This window comes from Evansella sp. AB-P1, from assembly GCF_029688925.1.
GTDB lineage: Bacteria > Bacillota > Bacilli > Bacillales > Salisediminibacteriaceae > Evansella.
In genome coordinates this window covers 23,282-47,620 of sequence record NZ_JARUKY010000001.1, presented here as the reverse complement: position 1 = coordinate 47,620, position 24,339 = coordinate 23,282, and the positions used below count along the sequence as shown (strand labels likewise).

At 36.8% G+C, this 24,339-nt stretch carries 15 protein-coding genes and 2 pseudogenes; 5 read left to right on the top strand and 12 right to left on the bottom strand.

The features are described from left to right. Nucleotides 1-12: 12 nt before the first annotated feature. Nucleotides 13-1,212, bottom strand: coding sequence for a GTP-binding protein (locus tag QA612_RS00190; protein WP_278281718.1), 1,200 nt, complete (start codon nucleotides 1,210-1,212; stop codon nucleotides 13-15). A 201-nt stretch (nucleotides 1,213-1,413) separates the two neighbouring features. Here QA612_RS00190 and rpsN point away from each other — a divergent pair, with 201 nt between their 5' ends. From rpsN to QA612_RS00170, 4 genes are all read left to right on the top strand, one after another. After that, entirely contained in the window at nucleotides 1,414-1,683 is a 270-nt protein-coding gene (gene rpsN, locus QA612_RS00185) for a 30S ribosomal protein S14 (RefSeq protein ID WP_278281717.1), read from the top strand. Nucleotides 1,684-1,782: 99 nt separating this feature from the next. Continuing rightward, the gene (locus QA612_RS00180; RefSeq protein ID WP_278281716.1) at nucleotides 1,783-2,649 is read left to right on the top strand and encodes a CobW family GTP-binding protein; all 867 of its coding nucleotides are present in this window, start codon (nucleotides 1,783-1,785) and stop codon (nucleotides 2,647-2,649) included. A 248-nt stretch (nucleotides 2,650-2,897) separates the two neighbouring features. After that, nucleotides 2,898-4,382: a transposase gene (locus QA612_RS00175; protein WP_278281715.1), complete on the top strand. Its 1,485-nt coding sequence runs from the start codon at nucleotides 2,898-2,900 to the stop codon at nucleotides 4,380-4,382. Between the two features lie 248 nt (nucleotides 4,383-4,630). Further along, a complete protein-coding gene (locus QA612_RS00170; protein WP_278281714.1) occupies nucleotides 4,631-4,873 on the top strand; it encodes a hypothetical protein in 243 nt (80 codons plus the stop codon). Nucleotides 4,874-5,012: 139 nt separating this feature from the next. On the opposite strand, the gene QA612_RS00165 is transcribed toward QA612_RS00170, so the two are convergent. From QA612_RS00165 to QA612_RS00115, 11 genes and pseudogenes are all read right to left on the bottom strand, one after another. Further along, nucleotides 5,013-9,353 (bottom strand): InlB B-repeat-containing protein, encoded by a 4,341-nt coding sequence (locus QA612_RS00165; protein WP_278281713.1) that lies wholly within the window; start codon nucleotides 9,351-9,353, stop codon nucleotides 5,013-5,015. A 406-nt stretch (nucleotides 9,354-9,759) separates the two neighbouring features. Beyond that, entirely contained in the window at nucleotides 9,760-11,745 is a 1,986-nt protein-coding gene (locus QA612_RS00160; protein WP_278281712.1) for a glycoside hydrolase family 127 protein, read from the bottom strand. A gap of 426 nt (nucleotides 11,746-12,171) precedes the next feature. Beyond that, nucleotides 12,172-14,523, bottom strand: a complete 2,352-nt coding sequence (locus tag QA612_RS00155; protein WP_278281711.1) for a TOTE conflict system archaeo-eukaryotic primase domain-containing protein — start codon at nucleotides 14,521-14,523, stop codon at nucleotides 12,172-12,174. Nucleotides 14,524-15,077: 554 nt separating this feature from the next. After that, nucleotides 15,078-16,460 carry an ABC transporter substrate-binding protein gene (locus QA612_RS00150; RefSeq protein WP_278281710.1) on the bottom strand — a complete coding sequence of 461 codons (1,383 nt, stop codon included), beginning with the start codon at nucleotides 16,458-16,460 and terminating at the stop codon, nucleotides 15,078-15,080. A 563-nt stretch (nucleotides 16,461-17,023) separates the two neighbouring features. Further along, nucleotides 17,024-17,332: a type II toxin-antitoxin system RelE/ParE family toxin gene (locus QA612_RS00145; RefSeq protein WP_278281709.1), complete on the bottom strand. Its 309-nt coding sequence runs from the start codon at nucleotides 17,330-17,332 to the stop codon at nucleotides 17,024-17,026. Further along, nucleotides 17,322-17,606, bottom strand: coding sequence for a type II toxin-antitoxin system Phd/YefM family antitoxin (locus QA612_RS00140; RefSeq protein WP_278281708.1), 285 nt, complete (start codon nucleotides 17,604-17,606; stop codon nucleotides 17,322-17,324). Before QA612_RS00140 ends, QA612_RS00145 begins: the two co-directional genes overlap by 11 nt. 626 nt (nucleotides 17,607-18,232) lie before the next feature. Continuing rightward, nucleotides 18,233-19,703, bottom strand: a pseudogene (locus QA612_RS00135) (transposase); the annotation flags it as partial. A gap of 76 nt (nucleotides 19,704-19,779) precedes the next feature. Continuing rightward, nucleotides 19,780-20,181, bottom strand: a complete 402-nt coding sequence (locus QA612_RS00130) for a cupredoxin domain-containing protein (protein ID WP_278281707.1) — start codon at nucleotides 20,179-20,181, stop codon at nucleotides 19,780-19,782. Between the two features lie 857 nt (nucleotides 20,182-21,038). Beyond that, on the bottom strand, nucleotides 21,039-21,959 hold the full coding sequence (locus QA612_RS00125) for a cytochrome b family protein (RefSeq protein ID WP_278281706.1): 921 nt from the start codon (nucleotides 21,957-21,959) through the stop codon (nucleotides 21,039-21,041). A gap of 610 nt (nucleotides 21,960-22,569) precedes the next feature. Further along, the gene (locus tag QA612_RS00120; RefSeq protein WP_278281705.1) at nucleotides 22,570-23,214 is read right to left on the bottom strand and encodes a TVP38/TMEM64 family protein; all 645 of its coding nucleotides are present in this window, start codon (nucleotides 23,212-23,214) and stop codon (nucleotides 22,570-22,572) included. A 16-nt stretch (nucleotides 23,215-23,230) separates the two neighbouring features. Further along, a pseudogene (locus QA612_RS00115) lies at nucleotides 23,231-23,376 on the bottom strand (multicopper oxidase domain-containing protein); the annotation flags it as partial. Between the two features lie 648 nt (nucleotides 23,377-24,024). Between QA612_RS00115 and QA612_RS00110 the strand changes: the two are divergent. Continuing rightward, the gene (locus QA612_RS00110; RefSeq protein WP_278281704.1) at nucleotides 24,025-24,153 is read left to right on the top strand and encodes a hypothetical protein; all 129 of its coding nucleotides are present in this window, start codon (nucleotides 24,025-24,027) and stop codon (nucleotides 24,151-24,153) included. The last annotated feature ends 186 nt before the right edge of the window (nucleotides 24,154-24,339 follow it).

Below are 24,339 nucleotides of genomic sequence, written 5' to 3'. Positions count from 1 at the left end.
CCTCATTTCTCCTTATGCTTTTTGTAATTTCCAGTTAAATGGGTCAGGTAACATCCCCCAGTCCGTATCGTACTCTGATGGGGTTAATAAACACTTATCCAATTCCCTTGTAATTTCACTAGGATCAATATCAACACCTATAAACGCAAGCTTCGTATGCCGATCACCATATTCAACATCCCAGTCATCTAGTAAATGTGGATTTTGTTTTATAAGGTGTTCTTGTTCCACCTTTGGTAGAGACGCTACCCAATAACTAATCGGTTCGACGGAAACAGATGGTCCAGCTTGAGACATTATAAGAGCTACATTATTCCTTGTTGCACACCAAACAATCCCCTTTGCTCTTACCACTTCCTCTGGCATAGAATGTATCCAATTATTAAAACGTTCTGAATGAAATGGGAGCCGTCGTTGATATACAAAAGATGAAATCCCATACTCCTCTGTTTCAGGAGTATGCTGCTGGTGTCCTTGGGAAAGTTCACGAATCCAACCTGCAGATGAACTAGCCTTCTCAAAATTAAATAAACATGTATTTAAAATTTCTTTTGGAGAAATACATCCGTTTATAGTACGAATAATTTTTGCCTTTGGTTGTAAAGTTCTGAGTACCTTTTCAAGCTTCTCTAGCTCGAGTTCTGATACAAGGTCACATTTATTTAATAAAAGAACATCACAAAACTCAATTTGATCAATAAGTAAATCGGCAATTTCCCTAGTATCCTCTTCTCCAAGAGCTTCCTTTCGATCAAGTAAGCTTTCTCCTGATCTAAAATCCTTCCAAAAACGGTTGGCATCCACTACTGTTACCATCGTGTCTAATTGGCAAAACTGTGTTAAGTCTATACCAAGCTCTTCATCAATGTAGGAAAAGGTTTGAGCCACTGGCGTTGGTTCACTTATACCAGTTGATTCAATGACGATATAATCAATGTTTCCAGCCTTCGCTAGCTTCTCTACCTCAATTAATAAATCTTCCCTTAAAGTACAACAGATACAACCATTAGACATTTCTACAAGCTTTTCTTCTGTTCTCGAAAGCTCTCCTCCTTGTTTTACTAACTCAGCATCAATGTTGATCTCACTCATATCATTAACAATAACAGCTACTCTAAGCCCCTCTCGATTTTTAAGTATATAATTAAGGATTGTTGTTTTTCCTGCTCCTAAATAACCGCTTAAAACAGTAACTGGTATTCTTTTTTTCATTGGATATGCCCCCGTCTCATTGTTTTAAAACGTAATAGTTACGATTTATGTTATATATTAAACCGACAACCATTACTTGTCAAAAAAATAAATATCTCCTCCCGCCCCCTTCCTTTACTTACTGAAAATTTTTCGGTATGATAAAACCACAGCACAAAGCGTAATGATTACGATTTAAATAATAAAAGGAGGAAAATAGTAATGGCTAAAAAATCAATGGTAGCAAAGGAAAGAAAACGCCAAGCATTAGTTGCTCAATATGCTGAATTAAGAAAAGAATTAAAAGCTAAGGGCGATTATGAGGCATTACGTAAACTTCCAAGGGACTCTAATCCTGCTCGTCTTACTAGAAGGTGTGAAATGACAGGGAGACCTAGAGGTGTACTTCGCAAGTTTAAACTTTCTAGAATTGCATTTAGAGAGTTAGCTCACAAGGGACAAATACCCGGAGTAAAAAAGTCAAGCTGGTAAGTAGTAAAACGAAGGTAAAATCAATGTATGTATAGAAGCCCATCCATACGGGCTTCTCCTTTTATTAGTTATCATTATGTTACCAAAAGGGAGGTTTCCATGATTGAGGACAAAGAAATTCCTGTCACATTAGTATCTGGTTTGTCTGACAGCCTCAAACTGTCTTTTATAAAGGAAATCAAATTACAAAAGAATTCTAAAGTTATTCTTTTACGTGATCCAACTGTTGTTTATGAAGATATTTCGGCGGAAGATTTTTATCAAGAAAATATCCTAACAGAAGTAGTTCATGATAGAGAAGCATGTACTAAAAAAGACCTGGTTTCTATTATAAAAGACCAGAGTAATAAAGAGGTTGATCAACTTATTATTGATCTAGAGAAGTTTTCAAATATCCAATTATTATTCCCATATTATTCGAATATGGAGGATGATTATCTCCTTAACTTAAAACATATTCATATAATCGATACCGGTAATTTTTGGTTTCAATACTCTTCTAATGAATATATTGTGTCACAATCATTTAACGGAGAAGAAAAAAACGAAACCTCAGTAGGTGAGCTTTTAATATCTCCATTAGAAATGGCTGACCTCATTCTTCTAGGCAACGTTGATAAGATTAATCAAGAACGTTTAGCTGAACTAAATTGGTTTTTCAGTAAACTTAACCCATTAGCTAAAATTATTACAATTACGGATTTCACCAAAGATAATAGTCTTTCAAGAAAACAAGACAGTATAAAAAAGCATACGCCTCACGAACTTTACACATATCAATTACATCAATTTGAGCAAAGCAAACCGTTAATGCTTGTTGGAGATTATGGGATCGATGTATATATTTATCGAAGTACTTCACCTATTTCAATGAAACACCTTGAAGATTTTCTTGCAAAACTTCCAGAAGGAATATTACAGATTTTCCGAACGAGAAAGCCCATGCAGGGCGTAGCCCGTCTTTAGACATGGGATGATAGTGAGGTCAAATACGGATCGCCACACATAACCGAAGGTTTTGTGTGGCGATTCAAGTATTTGAAAATTCATTTATTCTTCATAATATATTGTGTAGTATGCGTTTAAAACAAATACAATGGATATATGGATAAATATAGAAGAACAAACAAAACTGTTTCATTTTAAAAATTTCATTTTTTTCCTTCCAAGAAAGTCAAAAGAATAGGAATGAAACGGAAAGGTGATGAAAACCAATGGCAAGAAAGACAACACCAACCTATACAATCGAATTTCCTTTGCACCTCCCGACGTGGCAACAACATCGTCTGGAAAAGAAATTCAAGGTGGCCAGGCTTATCTATAATTCTTGTCTAGGTGAGGCTTTAAAACGACATAAAGCCGTAAGAAGCGATTCGGAATATCGTAGATTTCTTAAAGAACCTAAGTCTCGAGAAAATAACAAGAAACTTGCAGATATTCGTTTGGCTTATGGTTTTTCTGAATACGGACTACATAAATTTGTACAAGCAGCCCAAAGAAAATTCAAAGAGCACATTGGTAGTTTCGAGGCGCAAAAACTGGCAACGCGGGCTTTTAAAGCCGTCGAAAAACGCCATTTTGGCAAATCAAATAGCGTTCACTTCAAAAGCCTGAGTGATAAAATTTCAGTTGAAAATAAATCCAATGATTCAGGTTTGAGATTTGTTGAAGGAAATATTCTTTGGGGAGATCAACCAACAAAGAAGAATCCTAAACCTAAAAATTGGCTTTCCATGGCGGTCAGGCCAAAACCAAATGATGAATATGCCCATCTAGCCTTGATGGACAGGACAAAGTATGTTCGTATTTTTAAAAAGGTAGTACGAGGAAAAGTTCGCTACTTTGTTCAGCTCATTCAAGAAGGGTATCCGCCAATAAAAAGAAACCGCAAGATTGCCAATGATGAAACAAAGCGTGTTGGAATTGATATTGGCACTTCTATGATTGCTTTTAGCAGCGAAAGTAGCGTTGAATTGCGAGAACTGGCACCTGAATGTAACATGGATGAAAAAGAATTAAGACGCATACAACGGAAAATGGACAGGTCCAAACGTAGGACGAATCCAGACAATTTCAACACAAATGGAACGATCAAAAAAGGTAAATTAACTTGGGTGTATTCAAAAAGATACGAACGTCTGAATCAGAGACGAAAAGAACTGTTTCGGAAGGTTGCCGTCCAACGGAAAATGTCACATGAAAAATTAGCAAATGAACTTTTGGCTCTTGGTTCCGATATCAGAGTAGAAACGATGCGGTTTCAATCCCTCCAAAAACGTGCGAAGAATACTACTCGGAATAAGAGGAATGGTAAAATCAACCGAAAAAAACGATTTGGAAAATCGATAGCCAAACGTGCCCCTGCCTTGCTTTTAAGGATAGTAGATCGAAAGCTTGGGTATCAAGGACGTTCCTTGAAGAAAATAGACACCTATGCAACAAAAGCAAGTCAATTCAATCATGTGACAGGAGAATATAGTAAAAAGCAACTATCGGAACGTTGGAATACCATTGAAGGATCTCTTGTCCAACGTGATCTATATAGCGCATTTTTAATAGGTAATACAAGTGAAACGCTTGATTCAGTAGATATAAGTTTATGTAATGCACAGTGGAATTCCTTTTTAGAACGACACAATTGTGAAATAGAACGTATCAAACAAACTCAAAGTAAATTATTGCGTTGGTTTGTCGCATAAAAACCAAACCTGATTGGTCATGACACCGCCCAAAAGAAGCGGAACGAAAAGCATATCAAGAGTCAGAATAGGCTCGTTGAGCGAAGTGCCTTGCCTTTGTGCAATACGTCCGTTAATGTTCTAGAAGAACCTACACCAGTGCGTTGGTAGAAACTCTTTCCAAAAGGAAAGATAAGGGTACCAATGAGAAGTGTAATGGATACGTTTATCCAATGTATTCTAAAACCCCACTGCTTTAGCTGTGGGAGTTGTCAGGTACAAAAGCTATATGTCACAGCCCCTTAGAAAACCAAATTTATTATATATCACAAATTGGGCCATCTATCGAAGTATTTTCAGAGGAACAACGTTATTTTAAACATTCGCCAAATAATGTTTTATCAGAGTTTCTATTTATCGGAAATCAATTAGATCCTCATTCTATTAAGAATCGATTGGATCATTACTTATTAATAAATAACAGCCTTCCTGAAAAGAAGTTGTCTAAATAAAGAAAACTCGCCGAGCAGCGAGTTTTCACAAAGCACTGGAAGGTGCATCCGTAGCTGTTTATTTTTTAATGAATGAGAACACACTTTCAATTGCCCCTTGAGGCGACGACACACCTTCCACGTATAGCGACTTGAAAAGTCAGGGGTGCATTATAACACTTCGGCGATACAAAACATAAATACATATACCCATAATCAACATAATCATTCCTGCCAGTAAAAATTGATATGTCCCTGTTGCCGTATGTGGTAATTTTTCTCCTGTCTCTTCAGCCTTTTCCTCTTTGTTATCTTCTTCAGTGATTTCCTCTTCCTTTTCCTCATTGTTTTCTTCTTCAATCACATCGTCTTCTACGGAAAATTGACTAGGATGAAAGACTGCAAATACACTAAAGTGGTTCGTCTTAGCATGAATATAACCATTACTGTAAGTCCCGCCGATCAATTCCCATTCTTGAGCATCAGGATTAAAGTAATACACTTGAAGTTCTTCTGAATTCGTTTCTCCGATATTTACTATAGGAAATGATAATTGAATCTCATGATCGAATACAGAAATATGTTCCCCATCCTGATCAATATTAAATTTATAAATCGCACTGGCTGATCGTTTTGCATAAACGAATGCATCCGTATTTTGATCCTGCCTCTGAATCGTTACAGTTAAGTCTTTGCCTGATTCAAAATTAGCGAAGGGAATATGCATTAACATATCTTCCTTGACTACTTTTACAAACGCCCCTTTCCCCTGTAAAAGTTGCACCTGATACTGAGTGAACCTGACTTCGGTCACATCATCCAAATCACCTTGCAGATCAACCTGGAGGGTTCCTTCATCATCCAATATGTGGATTTGTTCATCATCAAGTGTCACATAATGACTCTCTCTAGTCAGTTGGGCAACCTGATCAGTTACTCTCCTAGTGACATCAACGGTGTAAGTATATGTTGATCCATCCTCTGCCGTTATGTCGATTAAAACAGTGTTCAGTCCCTCCTCTAACGGAATGGAATTTGACACTTGCCCGTTCGTTGCCTCGTTTTGATTGATCTTTATCGTAGATCGTGTATCCTGAAGCGTCGGCGTTATGGTGATAGCTGTCACCTGATGACCAACTTCCACCGCATAGTGAGCATAATCAGCTTCAAAAACCGGGGTTAATGTCCCCTGACTAATGACTAATTCACTCAACCAGGCATTGTTACTGGCCCATTGTGCATACAGGGTGAAAGACTCGGTTCCCATATAGAAGGTGTCTCCTGGCTCAAAAGCATTTCCACTACCGTCTCGGTCCGTGTTCCAGCCTGTAAAGGTATACCCGTCCCTGGCTAACGTGCGCTGATCGGCCACGGTCGCCTCACTGTCATACGCGAATGTCTCCGTCAGTGGGGCCTCGCCACTGTCATAATCATTGCCATCATAATGCACAGCGTACTTGTTGATTTCCCACTTAGCATATAACGTCATATTTCCGGCTACCGTATCGGTTTCAAAATCCCACTCTTCTGTGAACGACTCATCTTTATACCAGCCCACGAATGTATGCCCTTCTTTTTCCGGTGATGTTGGCTCAGTGATGGATGATCCATACTTTGCATCTACAGCCGATACCTTGCTACCGCCATTCGATTCAAAACTGATGGTATAGACGTTGATTTCCCACTGGGCATACAACGTCATATTTTCAGTAACCGTATCTGTTTCAAAGTCCCATGCTTCTGTGAACGATTCATCTTTATACCAGCCCACAAATGAATGGCTTTCTTTTTCCGGTGGTTTCGGCTCGGTGATGGATGTACCATACTCTGCCTGTACATCCGATACTGGGCTGCCACCATTCGATTCAAAATTGACCGTATATTCGATGATTTCCCACTGGGCATACAACGTTATATTTTCAGTAACCGGATCCGTTTCAAAATCCCATGCTTCTGTGAACGATTTATCTTTATACCAGCTCACGAATGTATGGCCTGATTTTTCAGGAGAGGCCGGTTCTGTGATGGATGATCCATATTCTACCTCTACTGCCGATACTGGGCTGCCACCATTCGATTCATAACTGACGGTATAGACGTTGATTTCCCACTGGGCATACAACGTCATATTTTCAGTAACCGTATCTGTTTCAAAGTCCCATGCTTCTGTATACGACTCATCTTTATACCAGCCCACGAATGTATGGCCTTCTTTTTCTGGTGGTGCTGGCTCGGTGATGGATGAACCATACTCAGCCTGAACAGCCGATACCTTGCTACCGGCATTCGATTCAAAACTGATGGTATAAACGTTGATTTCCCACTTAGCATATAACGTCATATTTCCGGCTACCGTATCGGTTTCAAAGTCCCACACTTCTGTGAATGATTCATCTTTATACCAGCCCACAAATGAATGGCTTTCTTTTTCCGGTGGTTTCGGCTCGGTGATGGATGTACCATACTCTGCCTGTACATCCGATACTGGGCTGCCACCATTCGATTCAAAATTGACCGTATATTCGATGATTTCCCACTTAGCATACAACGTCATATTTCCACTGATCGTACCAGTTTCAAAATCCCATGCTTCTGTAAACGACTCATCTTTATACCAGCCCACGAATGAATGACCTTCTTTTTCCGGTGGGGCAGGCTCGGTGATGGATGTACCATACTCTGACTGTACTTCCGATACTGGGCTACCTTCATTCGATTCAAAACTAACCGTATATTCGTTGATTTCCCACAGAGCATACAACGTCATTTGTTCAGTAACTGTATCCGTTTCAAAATCCCATGCTTCTGTGAACGATTCATCTTTATACCAGCCCACGAATGAATGACCTTCTTTTTCCGGAGTTACCGGTTCTGATATGGATGATCCATATTCTGCTTCTACATCCGATACTGAACTGCCTCCGTTTGATTCAAAAATGACCGTATATTCGTTAATTTCCCACTGGGCATACATGGTTATGTCTTTTGCACCCATAACAAAACTGCCAAACGCTGGGTTGTATGTCTCCCCACTCCCATCCATAGCTGTATTCCATCCACTGAAAGAATAGCCTGTTCTGGAAATATTCCCATGGTCTGCCACCCAAACGGTATCTCCCCGACTATGTATTTCATCAGAAGGTACATCACCTTCATCACGTTCAGCCGCTTGATAAGTCACTGTAAAGCGTAAGTCATGATCAGGATAAGCATCGGACTGTATGGTCCAGACCCTACCAAAATCCCAATCGACATTTTCAAATGTTGACCGATCCTGCATATCCTCCGTAGACAAAGGAGTACCTTTTCCTGTATCATTCTGTCCAGTCGTATCTTCATCATAGAAACTGTTGTCGACTGTTCCAGAAGAAAATCCTCCTCCATTCATTCCGATAAGACCACCGACATTAGAAGCACCCGATGCCTCAATCCGGCCTACGGCATAACTGTTTTCCACATCGCCCGAAAAATTTCTTCCGATGAGACCGCCAATACCCTCACCTGTGGATGGTGATGTCACCTCTCCTACAGCAAAGCTGTTGCGAACAGGCGAACGTAAACTATCAATCTGAATTTCACCAATTAATCCACCAACTGAAGAATCTCCAGTAACATCACCCGTGGCATAACTTGCTTCAATCTCAATACGTACACTGGTGCCGATCAATCCACCAACCCTTTCCATCCCGTCCACATTACCGATAGCATATGAATAATAAATCTCTCCTGATGCATTACCGACCAACCCTCCAATCCGGTTAAGCCCACTGACATCACCAGCAGCGTGAGAATTATGGATAATCCCGATTATTGTAGTATTGTTGGAAGCGTTTCTTCCTACCAATCCACCGACTTCATGTCCCCCGTTCACATCGCTTCTGACATTTGAATTTCGAATTTCCCCATGGTTAATACCGACTAGTCCTCCTAAATAGGAAGAATCGGATGACAATGTGATTCCATCCTCTATTTCCACCGACACGTTATCGATGACGCCGTAACTATATCCAGCCAAAGCGCCAACATATGCAACTGCAGCTTCTACTTTAATGCTGTCCCCTGTTAAGCTGAGATTGCGCACAACTCCGTTATCACCGATATAGCCAAACAACCCAATATAATTACCTTCTGTTCGGTCGATAAAAAATCCCACTATTTGATGCCCATTTCCATTGAAGTGCCCTTTAAACGAGTTCGTATTGTCACCGATCGGCTCCCATCCAGTATCACCCCATTGGCTATACCCGTGACCACCTGGTTCAAGATAGGCCGTCAGATCGATGTCTTGAACCAACTGAAAGTGAATTCCCTCTCCCAAATAGTTGCGAACATTGTCCATATGTACAGCCGTTTCTATTAGGTAAGGGTTCTCCTTTGTGCCATCTCCACCAGCAAATGCTGAACTTTCTGCTTGACCTTGAGAATTATATAAGGCATAAGTCACAACAATGAATACACAAATTATAGCTACCAATAAGTTAATTTGCCTTATCCTCTTCACACAGTCTCCCCTCTTCAACACAATTCAATTAATTTATTTAAACTTTCTACTACACACATCTTGTTAACCTCTACATAAAACTTTAAATTTCCTTCTTAATTGACAACTGTAAAGCCGAAGAACAGAAAAAAAGCTTCTCACATAATTAAACAAACAATGAGAAGCTTGCAATAATATTATTATTTCAGCAAGATGTTAGCACCTTACTTTCACCTTATATTGAAAATCTTTCATATCAAGACTTTGAAGACAGCTTACTACATCATGCTGCCTATTCTTGACACAACTGTCGCATCATATTTAATAAGCAAAGAACGTATATTTGTCGCACTTTCATTAGAAACCCTTTTTACAAATGAAGAAAGTTGAGCTGCTTTGTCACCAATAATAGAGCTGCAATCAATTATCAACTAAGTTCTCCAAAATATAATGGCAACCACACCATCATTTCACCATTTCCACGGTTATCCCATGCGAAATAAGGAATCATTCGGACACCAACTCGTTCCGCCCCTTCTATATCCAAGGTCTGATATAAAGCCTGTCTATCCTTTTCTTTATTCCAATTCAACGTTAACCCTTCCGTTTCTAGTGAAAGGACAGTCTTACCACAGATCTCATAAGGATCTGTTTTAAATGTTGCAGAAGCCGGCAACATGAAATCTCCTAATTCTGAAAGAGGCACATCCAGCGACTCAAGGCAATACAACAAAGGACCTCTCTCCACCGCAACCTGGTTGATGTTCTCCTCCACATGAGAATGACTCATAGTCAGACGAACAGGCATATCCATTTGCAACTCGATCCTTGTTCCAGCTAGTTTTTCAATATCAACACTGTAGTAGCTTGAGGCATGACTTTTGTCCAAAACCGAAACCTTTTCGCCATTTACCGTAATGTAACCACTTGTTAACCATCCTGGAACACGCAATTTGACCGTAATAGCTCTATCCTTTTTTACATCACCAAACTCCATTACTACACGTCCATCCCAAGGATATTCTGTCTTTTGTACGATAGTAAAGTCTGCACCATTACTCATACGGAACTCAGCAGTATTAGCTCCATACATACCTGTATAAACAGAATCATCAGAAATCATATAGGCATATTCACTAGATTCTGCAATAATCCTCGCCATATTGGGCGGGCAACAAAAACAAGTCAACGTTCCTGTTCTTTCCAATGGCCACATTAATTCATGATCTAACTTTTTAACCCTTCTCAATGCGTTTTGGTAAAAGTATCGATTACCTGATAAACTAACAGATGCGATAGATAAATTCAGCATGGAACGTTCAATAATGTCAAAATATTTAGCTTGTGGATCTATAGCGAACATCCTTAAGTTCCACATAATATTTCCTATCGTCGCACAGGTTTCATTATATCCTGTAATATTTGGAAGCTGGTACTCATATCCAAATGCCTGATGGACAACGTTTCTACTCATATCAAAACTAAATTTTCCATAAGGTGATGTACCTGAATAAAGAGCGCCACAACCACCATTTATGTAGAGTTTCTTATCTACACAATTCTCCCAAACAGAATCCAGTACCGTCTTCAGCGCCTCTTCCCCTTTTTCAAGATAAATATCTGCTACTCCTGAATATAAATAGGTAGAACGAACACCGTGGCCAACAATCTTTCGGTGTTCTCTTACTGGCAATCTGTCCTGATTATCATCAGTTCCATTTTTAACCAAGTCTCGTGCTTTAAGAGCCATCTCAGCTAGTTTCAGATATTCATTCTTCCCGGTCGTTCTATACAATTCAACAATCCCCATATAGTGAGATGGGCAAACCTCTGTTAATGACTCTCCCTTTCGAATTTGCTCTTCATAAAGATTACTCAAATATTTAGCTGCTTTTTCCGCTACACACAGAAAGGAATCTTTTCCTGTAATTCGCTTATATGCACAGGCTGCAGTCATCAGGTGCCCGAAATTATAGACTTCAAAATCATTTACATTCCCTAATCGGCTATTACCACCGCTATTCATATCCGCTATGATCTGCTTTGTGGAGATATAACCATCAGACTGTTGTGCCTTGCAAATGAGTTCAATATAAGCATCTAAATCCCTTTCCAACTCTTTGTCTCCACGCTTGGCCATAACATACATAGCAGCTTCCATCCACTTATAAAAATCACCGTCTCCAAATGGTGTTCCTGCATGTTTCCCCTCATGAACCCCAGCTGCCACTCGGAAATTTTCAACAACATGAAAAGTCGTTGAATCATCTTCAAACTGACTCCTTATATGTGGAACCGTTACATCTGCGCATACATCAAACCTTTCTTTCCAGAATCCTTCATTCCAATTAATAGCTTGTACGGGCAAAGAATAAACTTTGGCATACTTACTTTTTCTTGTATCTATCAGCATTCTATTTCCTCCTCGTATCAATCTATTAAATCCCTTTGCAATAAAGCAGCAAAGACATTTTTCAGAACTTCCATTACCTCGTCACCAGGTTTGGACGTCAAAATCGTCCCTTATTCATTCACACGTTTTCAGGAAAGCGTTCACATTTTGAAAAAAAAATAAATTAAAAGACAAGAATGTCTTTTAATTTATTTTCTCATGAACGAGATACAATAAAAATAGTAAATATTTCAGAATTTTATATTTATTTAGAATTTTCTATTCTTTGTAGCTCTTGGGGTCAGACCCCGTACTTGAGAAACAATTGATTTTTCTTGCTTTTTAGCATTTCTATTTATTTCTTCACTGAGAACAGGCTTAGCTGTTAGAATCCTATCGAACTTCTTCTCATAGAACCTTTTGTTAAATTATTTATAAAGCGTTTTTCTAGAATAATTGAATTTGTTGGCTTTTCTCTTTGTTTTCACCATATAAACTATAACCAATATTTTTATATCCCTTTATTCGCTTTTCAAACATTCTCTGTAATACATCAACGTTCGAATCTACATAATCAAACACTTTCACTTCACTTTTATCACTATGATTACGGTGAAGCCGTCCTACATACTGTTGTAATGTTCCTTTCCAAGAGATCGGCATGGTTAGAAAGAGTGTATCTAATCTAGAATCATCAAATCCTTCTCCAACATACTTTCCTGTTGCAATTAACAATCTCTCTTCACTATCTGGTAGTTTAATTAATTTTTGTAGTGCCTGTTGTCGTTCTTTCTTCTTCATAGCTCCTGATAATATAATAATATTTTTAGCAAACCCCTTAAAAAGCTCATATAATTCATTTACATGGTCTAAACGTTCCGTTAACACGATAGGAGAACGTCTTTCATCTAGAGCTTGTAGAACATCATTAAAAATCATTTCGTTTCGTTCTTTATTAGTAGATATCAAAGAGTATAAAGCTTGTATATCAGTTTCATCGGTTTTCATTAATGTTTCTCTTTTAACAAGAATTTGTTTGAACGGGCGAATATTGGCTTGCTGTTTATTATTCGTTTTATATCTTATAGGTCCACATTGCATAAATATTATTGGGTGCAACCCATCTTTCCTAACTGGAGTTGCTGTTAAACCATACACTTTTTTTGCACGGACAGCTTTTAATACCTTTTCAAAGCTGACAGCAGAAATATGATGACATTCATCCACGATAATTTGCCCGTAATGATGTAACTCAGGCTTTATTACTCCATTATGATTAAGTGATTGAATCGTAGATATATCTATGTTATAGGTTGGTTTATTTTTCCCACCACCAATTTGACCAATTTCTTTTACTGGGATATTTAAAAAAGTGGATAATCTCTCTTTCCATTGTTCCACTAATTGTGTTCGATGCACAATTATGAGTGTATTGATTTTATTTCTACTAATTAAAGCTGCAGCCGTCACTGTTTTTCCAAAACCAGTATCTGCTGCTAATACTCCGTTGTTATAATTACCTATAGAAGTAACAGCATCCTCTTGTTGGATAGTTAGTTGACCATGAAATTTAGCATCGATGGTCTTCCCTACAAATTGATTCGTTAGTATTTTAAGAGGTATTTTATATTTTAAGAAGAGTTCCTTCACTTTTTCCATAAGACCTCTTGGTAAAATGAGCATGTTTTCATCATTCTGTGTACAGTCAATCATTCTAGGAATTCGATGAGTGGAAAAACGCTTTGCTTGCGCTTTGAAATACTCTGGATTTCCAAATGTCGCAAGTTTTTGTAATTCAATTAGTAACTTACTAGGTAATAATATCTTAGGAATTTCAATACCTTGATTTAATTCGATAGTAACTTCTTTTGGCAAGCTAAAATTCTCAACTTTTTCTTTTACCTTCATAGAACTATCTTCCTCGGAGAAGTTTGTTACTATTTGTCTAATATTTTTTTCATTTATCTTTTTTATCGACGATAGATATTGCCATTGATTCTCAAATTCCTCAAATGAATCATTTACAAACACACTATTGCCTTTCATTTTCGCTTGTTTCTGCAATGGAAGTGCAATTAAATTACCAAAACCACCTTTAGGTAATATATCTTGATTAGGAAACATTCTATCAAAAGAATCTATACCAACTTCAAATCGTTTTTCTCTAGTTTTCGATAATAGAATCATTCCTAATTTTCTAGCTAAAGATGCACTTATTGCCTTTTCAAAAAAGAACCATATATGGGCCCCTTCACCTGATCGGGAACGTTCGATGTGATATGGTAATCCTAAATTTTTACATGTTTCAATAAATGCTCGTACATCATCTTGCCATCGTTTTTTATCAAAGTCCACAGCCAGAAAATTACATGTATTATCTTCAAGTAACGGAAAAATCCCTACAGTTTTTATGCCACTTAAATGTTCGTAAATCACTTTGGGAGTTAAGGTAGTAAATAATCGATGAGAGCAATCCTGACATTTGACTTTAGGCTTTCGACAAAGCTCTTTATTCCACTCATTTTCACATGCAGGTGAATAACCAGATTTACCTGTAGTATTTGATTCCCACCTTTGAGCAAAAACATCAGTTCTTCCCCGGAAAAGGTTCATAAATAGTAAAATTGCAGCTCTCTCTTTAGGAGTAAAATCCGTCGCTGTTTTTGTGGTAATAGATGTTCGACGATAAGATGTGGTGCGACCTTGTGCTTTATAAAGATCCTTTTTTAATTGTAAATTTTCTTTCTCTAGTCTATCAATCTCTTTTAAAGCTTGATTTAGTTGTTCTTGAATATCCATAAGGCTACTCCAATCATTCAAGTCTTTAACTCTAGTTTAGCCAAGAAAGAACTCAATTAACAGTATAAAACTTATGAGATTACTCATTACGAAGGTCTTAACGTCTTTATGATGAAAAACTTTACATAGTAACTTGACTGGAGTTGATAAACCTTCTAATTTATACAGATGTTGATTAGATTACCAAAAATGTCTATTATTTTTGGCGCAAGAATTAAGAAAAGCACAAGGCGCCCCAATTACACCTAAGTACAGCCTACGTCCTGTAGGCAACGGCGTAATATCGACATCCTGTCTCCCACCGAAATGCAAATGTTCTGGCCGTTTAAAAGTGCTTTTTACTTTTTATACAGACAGGTTATTTGACACGAGGTGATGGCGCATGGAACTAGACAACGTTAGAAAAAAATTTATAAATTCTTACCTTTTTAAAAAAACCTCTCAAAAGTTCGCTGAACTCATGAAAAGCGAATAACATGATTATTTAATACTTCTCCTCAACCTCAAAAAAGATGCCCTCCCCAAGGAGAACACCTTTTTTTGAAAATTATACCTTAATCATCTGCTCTTTCAATAATGTTAACTACACCTTCACGATATTTCTCAAGGGCTTCTTCAGGAGTTGCCACTCCGTAGCGAACCTCATCGATAATATCGTCAAAGAAGGCATCCACTTCTTGGCCAATTGCCGGTGGTGGTGGTGGTGCTTGAGAAGCGTATTGACTAATTAACTCAATGTAGTCAAACTGTTGTTGTACTGTATGTTCAGCATCATGGTATAAGTGTTCACGAATTTCTGCAGAAATCGGTACACCTAAGTCGCCTTGCATGATTTCATGCGCTTCCTTATTATTTGTCATAAAGTCTAAGAATAGAGCAACTTCATCAGGGTGTTCCGTGTTTGCATTCATTGCTATGAACATAGATGCACGAATATATTGTCCTGTTTCACCATTTTCATGTGATGGTAAAATAGTTAATTCAAAGGGACGATTTGCAGTTTGAGTTACAGCTACGATTTGGTTACTGTGGAAAACTTGCATAGGAATTTGTTCACGAACAAGTAAAGCATTTTCAAGGCCTTCTGCAGCAGCAGTTACGTCTACTGGAGGTGCAATTCCTTCATCAATAAGATCCATCCAGAAGTCAACATAATCTAGGAATAAATCGTCATCTTCCCAGCCAAGGCCAGTTGCATCTTCGTTGTACAACCAGTACCCTTGTTGTCTTAAGTTAATACCAAATTCGCGATCGTGTGTTGCGTCCATTTGAACTGCATAAGGTAAACCTAATGCATCTCGCACTTGGACACCCATTTCAACGTACTCATCCCAAGTATAACCTGGTTCTGGGTAATCAACTCCAGCTTCGTCAAACATTTCAGGGTCAAATATTAAAGTAAATGCATTACTTCCAGCGTTTAATGCTACTAACTGATCACCAATATACCCTGGTTCTAATGAAGATTGCTCAACATGATCTGTATTGATTGCACCTGAATCAATGAACGGCTGTAGATCAGCTAATAATCCAGCTCCTGCATATTGCGGTAACCAACGATCAACGATGTGGAAGATATCTGGCGCGTTACCAGCAGCAGATTGAGTTGCAAGTCTCTCGCCAAAGTCACCGAAACTTAAGAATTCATAGTTAATTGTAATATGTGGATTTTCAGCTTCAAATAAGTCGATTAATTCTAGAATTCTATCATGACGAGTTTGGCTTCCCCACCACATATAACGAAGTTCAACTTCCTCAAGGTCTCCATCATTGTTATTGTTATTATTGTTATTATTATCATTCACTTCATTATTGTTATTATCGTTATCATTATTATTGCCCGATCCTGTAGTTTCGTTATTACCGGAACAACCAACGACCACTAATAGTAGAGATAAAATAATTAAAGTTAAGAAAATTCTGAATTTTTTAGCCATTAATATTCCCCCTGATTTTAGGATAGACCCACCTAACTCATCATTTCATGAATGTCTAATAATTTAAAATATGAATTTATGTATTTAGACTATCACCTCTTTCAAAAATATTCATCACATTTTGTAAGGAGCACATAGTTGACTTTGTTGATGTAACAACGTTGTAAAGTAATAGTAACAAAAAAATAAAGCGCTTACAACAAAATATTTTTACTTTTCTGAAAAATCTAACTAGTTAGTAGATAAAACTCTTGTACCTCAATAGTTTTATTCACATAAATTGTTTGTTTTTTCTATTTACTAGCAAAATGTTAGCATCTTTAAGCACAGTACTATTTTAGTAAACTTAATTCATAATCCAAGTTAATCAACTTGACTTAAAATGACCACCTAGCCATCGATTTCCAAGAGGGTTCTTTTACTACTGAATACAAAGCGATTTCCAACCTCTTTTTGAATTCATTTTTAATAACTTGAATATGAATTTCAGCTTTAGTATAGAGAAAAACAAAAACGTTTTTGAATGTTATTGCTAATTAGTTGATTTGTAGGTTGCTTTAATATCACTTTATAAACTTGGTCAAATCCATCTTTCCGTAAACAACTCTGTGAATTTCAACGACCTCTTCTTTAACAATATAGAATACAACATAATTCTTCACTGGTAAAAGCCTATATTCATTCTCCAAGGGCTGAATCGACTGGTAAATTTTATAAGAATAAGGGAATTGCTGAAGCATGGATATGGAATCATCCAGCGCATTCAAGAAGTCCATCGCAGCCTCTGGAGCTTTAAGTGTATCAGTTATATAATCTGTAATTCCCCTTAAATCCTTTAATGCCAAAGGCAAGTATTGTAACTTATACATCATCTTTAACCTTTTTTGTGATTCTTTCCTTTAAATCAGAGAATACTTCTTCATGAGAATACCGCTTATTAGTAGAATTTGCTTCCAATTCAGCTTCTTTTAACTTAAAATATATCTCACTTTCAAACAATTTACGTTCATAAGCTTCAATACTCATAACAACCATGTCACCATATCCATTCTTAGTCAAAAACACTGGTTCTGCTGTTTCATGAACAGTTCTTGAAATATCAGCGAAGTTGTTCCGTAAATCCGAAACCGGTCTAATGTATGGCATGTAATCACCCCTTCCACTCACTAATTATCATTACTTTATCACAATTACGCTAAGTCATCCAATTATTTTACGATTTGTAATTACCCATTGTCACACTCTTATACTCATTCGATTGATTCACCACTAATAAATATTCGAATGCCAATATCGTAACTTCTGAAACAAAAAAAACTCCAAAAGAGTTAGCTTTGGAATTTTTTTTTTTATTTGTGGTATATTTATAGAAAATTACTATATTAATGAAGCGTCCCTCTTCCTTCGTACTGTAAAATATCTAGAGAAATTTTGTTGTAAATCAAATTTTTGCGTCAGTGATTCTTGATTCACTTACGGTTAATGTATAGTTTTTAGGACTAGAAGTTATTCTTCCAGACACATATACGCTACCATAAACAGTATCCCCTCTCCAACTCCTAGTTACAATGGCATAAGTTATGGACATTGTGTTTCTAAAATCGAAGGAGCATTCGAAGTCGGACGGAGTTTCCAAAGTAGAAGTAAGTTTAAAAGAGAATAAGGTATTTATTGAGTTGGATATTTCAAAAATTCGGGTCCATCATATCGAGCAAGCAATTGAAAAATTAGATTATAGTATCACTTGTCATTAAATAGAAATCTATGAGAGATTATAAATGAGGCTGGGACATAACTAGCCAATAATAATGAAAAAGGGTTCCAAACATCAATAACTGATGATTGGAACCCTTTTTTGTTGGATTATTTCCATTATCTATGGATGAATGTAGTGTTCTAGCGGTGTACTTTCTCAAGTTCACCGCCATGAATGCATACCCTAATTCATTTTTTACTTTCTTTTTTTCCTCTCACGGACATTCGAGTGAAACCCAAATTAGCCTTCAAAAATCCGAAGACTGGCTCTACATCAATTTTACGCTTGCCGTAGATTTCACCCGTTTTCTCTTCTGAAAGCATTTGTCTAATATACTCTTTTTGTTGTTCCCATTCTTCGTTATATTGTATTTTCCGATTATTCCCTTCTTTTACTTTGGTACATTGGAAACGAAATGGGCATCCAGAACAGTCCTCGCACTCATAAACTTTAAACTCTCTCGTAAATCCATCTTTGTCTCTTCGATTTGACGTGTAACGGAAGGCCACCTTTTTCTCATTTGGACATGTAAAAGAATCACTTTCTTCATCATATTCCCAATTCGTAGAGTGGAATGGGTTAATTTTTTATACTTCTTTTTCTTCTCTTTACGGTACATGTTATATGTAATGAGTGGCGTGCATTCTCTATTATTTATTATGTCTTCGTAATTTTGTTCACTACCATAGCGTGCGTGTGTCCGTGGGATTAGAGAAAATATCATAAGCGAGTATGTATTGACCTTCTGTAGCTATCTGTACATTATAACCAGCTTTTAATTGACCGTTCCTCATATAATCATCTTTCATACGCATAAACGTTGCATCGTAGTCCGTCTTGGAATAACTGTTGCGTCCTCCGAAGATTTCCATATCGTTTTCGTATTTTTGTTTTCTCTCTACCATACCGTTATATTGTTTCCGGTATTGTTTTGGTGCTTTCCTCTCCGAACGAAGTTGTTTCCGTTCACTCACAACTTTACTCGCTTCTAATTTTTGATCATATTCTTCCACCTTTTCCTCCAGCTTTTCTAGTATTTTCTCGAGTTCTTTGGTGGATAGTTCTTCTAGACTTTCACGTTCTATTTCTGGAATGATTTCTTTCTCCAATAATTCATCATATAGTTGGTTGGACTTCTCTACTAAATTGGCACTGTACTTTTCAACTGCTTTACGCCAAACAAACGTAAACTTATTGGCGTTTGCTTCAATCTTCGTGCCATCGATAAAAATCGCTTCTTGGTCAATAACTTTTTCCTCTACAAGTTGACAACGAAATTGAACAAAGCACTGACGCAATAATTCCTTCACCTCAGGGTGAACACGGAAACGATTAATTGTACGATAACTCGGCTCATATCCTTGAGCTAACCACATCATACGAATACTATCTTTGAGTAATGACTCGATCTTTCTGCCAGAAAAAACGGACTGCGTATAGGCACATAAAATCACCTTCATCATCATTCGTGGATGGTACGCTGGCCGCCTTTCACTGAGCGAAAAAGAAAAAAGAGGATGATAACTATAGTAGTTATTTCATCCTCTTTTTATCTATAATGAACTAGTCTACTACCACTAAGTTGATTGACATGTCATGGTGACCATCCCCACAAGGAATAGAGCATAGAATTTCAAATGTTCCTGTTTCTGTTGCTTCGAATTGTATGGTTTCTTCTAGACCGCCAGTAACATTAAATCCTGGGATTTCAAGACCGTGAACACCTTCCTCATTCACTATATGAATAGTAACGTTATCGCCCTTTTTTACTACTAACTCCTCATCTATAGTAAAATCAAAGTTTGTAGCTGTAATAGTAAACTCTTTGTCACCAGCTTCTACTTCCTTATCAACTGTTATTTCTTCTAGTTCTGCTGTATTTGCTTCTGCTTCCCCATCATTTCCACAAGCTGCAAGTGATACTAAGATTGTAGCTGAAAGCATTAATGTAAGTAGTTTTTTCATATGAATAACCTCCTGTTTTGTATTTCAATATAATTATATAATAGAGAGTATTATTTTTGATAAAGCAAATATGTACAAATTTTGAACTTTACACTATTAGCACGGTGTTAAAGTGATATATCGGCATTTTTAGTTTGTAACTATTAGAAAGGCTCTGGTAGCGTTTAATGTTGATTTTTTATAATCGAGTAGGCGAGGGTAATTAGCCCCCGACCTCCCACACCACCGTACATACGGGTTCGTATACTGCGGTTCAATAAGTTAAGTGGTTTTAGATAATCTTTCTGATACAAGTTTTCTAAGTTAAGAAGTCCCACATGTGCTGAAATTTTATTGGAAACTGCCTAATGTAAGATTTGTTTTTTTGAAATACGCCAATATCATTTCCTGGTGTTTGCCCATTTCCAAGCTTTCTGCTTAGGTATTTTTAGTTTCGTGAGGTTTTTGAAGCGAGTTTTGACTCTATTTCACCTTTTCCATAGAAGTTGTCTTAATCTACGTTGTTGTATCCATTGCTCTATTTATTTGATATATCCTTTCACAAAGCCGATACCTTAGTAATTAATCCACTCTCTAGTGGTTTGATTTAGTTCCTTTATAATCTATCGGAACTCTCCCGGTCTTTTCCTCGACGTAAGATATCGGATATTTTATTCCAACCTCTTTTTTCATTTCATATGTGGTCGAATATATGCAGAAACCTAAACTTACGTTTCGTAGGCCTTCTTACTTCACTTTTGTCCTTATGAACGGTGAAAATAACCGAGGTAGGATGAAATAAACCGTTGATTAAAAATAAAAACCGAGGTTGTCTCCAAAGGGTCCTCCCCCCTTTTTAAGGCAACCTCGCCGCTTGCTCAAGTCAAAATATATGAAGATTCTTCTTGGATTAATACATAAGGCTGGGTAGATGATTGTCCAATAGACATAGGTGCTTCTTTAATGGAACGACTGTCAAAATACGCTACTGTACCTAGAAGAAGCAGTATTGGCATAACAAACATTACCGCTACACTGATTACAAAAGCGACCTGAAGGCCCCCCCTCTTTTCTTTGCCATGTTTCTGTTGAAGTACTGTCTTCACAAAAGCTGCTGCCTGAAGTAATACAACGATGACGGCCATACCTAGAAAAACATATAAGAACCAAATCGACGGATACTCTCTCCAGTTTGGCGGTGAGAATTGAAAAAAATAAAACAGATAAAGAACGCCACGAAGGATTGCAATATAGAAAATGACATTAATTAATGAGGTATGCAACCATTTCCAAGAAGATACTCCAAGAAGTTTTACTGCTTTATCAATGGAAGTAACAGCTAGTAAAACAATCATCGGAGCCATTACAAGGCCCATCATGTTCATGATGCCGACTTCCGGCCGAAAAAGAATATAACCACCGACTTCCTCAATATATTCAAAGCCGAATAACCTTGCCACTTCCCAGTCCGCCCAACGATCCCAAATCGCATATCCATGGCCGAAGGAGAGTATTGCGAACCAGATTCCAAATTCCCGTCTCCATGTGGTAAATTTTTTTATCGGATGCCAAAGCTTTGCAGCTGGCGATAGAATTAGAGTAAGAAACAAGATTACATACGCAGCATGTGCCCAAGCACGCCAGAATGGATGATCCATTCCCCAATCGGGCCACAAAGATGGAATAACCCCCCATGTGTAATAAGACTGATAAAATAAATATACAAGAAGAAAAGAAAATGCAGCTACACTCAGATGACGTAGTAATATTTCCTTTTTACTTTTTATCCCCTGTAACATAAGCTTCCTCCTTTTACTAGAAATCTAGTACTATTTGTATTTTCACCTCGAACCATCTATTTCCGGCATCAAAATATCTAAAAGAATAATAGTAAATATGAATAAGGGGTAAGGCAAAATCGAAGCAACTTCTTCATTTCCTGTTCATCATCAACAAGTAATTATATCATCACTCATACTAAACCTTCCATCTCTTTTCAACCTTCGTATAGCCATAGTTTTAAACTCTTTTTCATTTTCGGGGTTTTGTTTTACATAAGTTTCTACATCACCACTATCTAATGGAGAAATATTAAATTCCCTTTGATCCGTTCCATCCATATTTATGGATATTAAACCTTGCTATAATCCGTAATCGCACTAATATAGAATCTCCATAATCAAACGAAACTGCCGTAACACTCCTATTTTCAATCAAAGGTACGAATGAATCTCCGTAATCCTTTGAAAGATACACTTAACACAGGGTTACTAATATAAACATAGTACTTATATGGTAACTAGATTTGTTGAAGTTTTTGTGAAGTTTCTTTCATGAAATAATTTTGTTAATCAAAAAAATATTTAGATTACCTGACGGTAACAGTTCCATCGCTGAATTTTTTCGCGTTTAAACTTTCATTCGATTCTTAAGTCTCTTTTTCCTTAGTTTTATAACAGCAAACACTAACAAACTAATTGTTAGAAGTACATATATTGCATTTTGATATTCTAGCGCTATGACTCCAACTGAAAACAATGAAAGCAAAAGTACAAATACGGTATTACCAATGAACGTCGCTAATACGAAATCTTTCGCTTTTATTTTACTCAAACCACTGCCTATATTCACAATACTTGCAGGCATAAACGGGAATAGTCGCATAAATAACACTACCTTAAATCCGTTCTGTTCTATTTGTTGTTTAAACTTCAGGTGATTGTATTGATGTCCCCATTCCTGAAAGCCGTACCTTGCTAAATAAAATACCAAGACAGACCCTAAAAAGTTTCCCATTAAACTCCATAAGTATCCATTTAGAAACCCGAATAACCAAATGTTAAACATCGTTAAAAACAGAAAAGGGATGAGGGAAAATACATTTTGCATAATCATAAAGATAAATGTAATTAATAGAATTAATAACAATTCTTGCCCCATAATTTCATGAAGTGTAACCCAATCACCAGACCTAAAATAAATAAGCCAATCTTGTTGATTGTATAATCCAAAACTAATGAGAACAAATAATAGAATTAAAATAAAGTATTTCAATTTTTTCCTCCAGTAATACAATCTCATAAGATTCTTCTCTTATTCCGTTTAATGTTTCTTTTTTTATTGGAGACCCAGATATAGATTCTCCGTTTCGTGATAAAACATAAAGAAATGTCCGTGAAGATGCATCGGATGATCGACATCCGTATCATTGACGATGTTAACTTGATTCCATTAGTATTTCTCAACTTTCACGACGAATAATTATGGTTGACGACAAATAATACTTAATAACTTTTTCATAGTGATTAAATTATAATTTGGATTATTGTAGATTTTGTGAAGTTGAAATCCTATTTATAAATATTTTGAGCTGAAACAATCAATATTAATTATTGTATGTCCTTAATCCAGTAAACCTAAAAGATTTCTAACCCTTAACAAATGCAGATAAATTTTTGACTGAAATAGTTTTCAGTTATGGTAAAAATTGATTGAGAATTTATAAGAGGTTATGTTCAGATCATTTAGTTTAATTAATTTGCTATAAACAAGTAGGTTGCATCAATTTAAATTTATAATAGCTTAGCATATATCTTACTTTGATAGTCTTAATAATAATTAAAACATAACCTTATAGAAGACAGTTATCATTATGGTTCTTACTGTTATGGATATAGGAAAAATTTATCCTACCATTAAAAAAATTCCTCTGTCCAAAAAGTCCATTTGTAATTTGGCTTACGGTTTATAAAGGATGAATACGATAAAGTATACATATCAATCTTTAAAGAGGTAGATTTTTATGAAGAAAATTGCTATTCTTGTTCATGCTTCAGAAAACGAGGGTGCCAAGGCGTTGCATGCTTGCTCTATTCGCAAGAACTATATGAAGCAGGTCATGTCTTAAAAGTTATCTTTAATGGTGCTGTGACTGTTTGGGCAAAAAACTTCGAAGATCCTGAAAGTAAGTTCCATCCGATTACAATGCAGTAAAGAAGCTAGGATTCATCGAAGGGGTTTATGAATTTTGTGCCGGTGCTTTTGGAGTGGAAGAAGTAGAAAAAAACATGGCTTTTCATCACTAGGGGAAGTTAAGGGCATCCAAGTTTAGTTCAATTAATTGATGAAGGATATCAAATCATAACTTTATAACAAATAAGGCTTCTCAATAGTTGTATT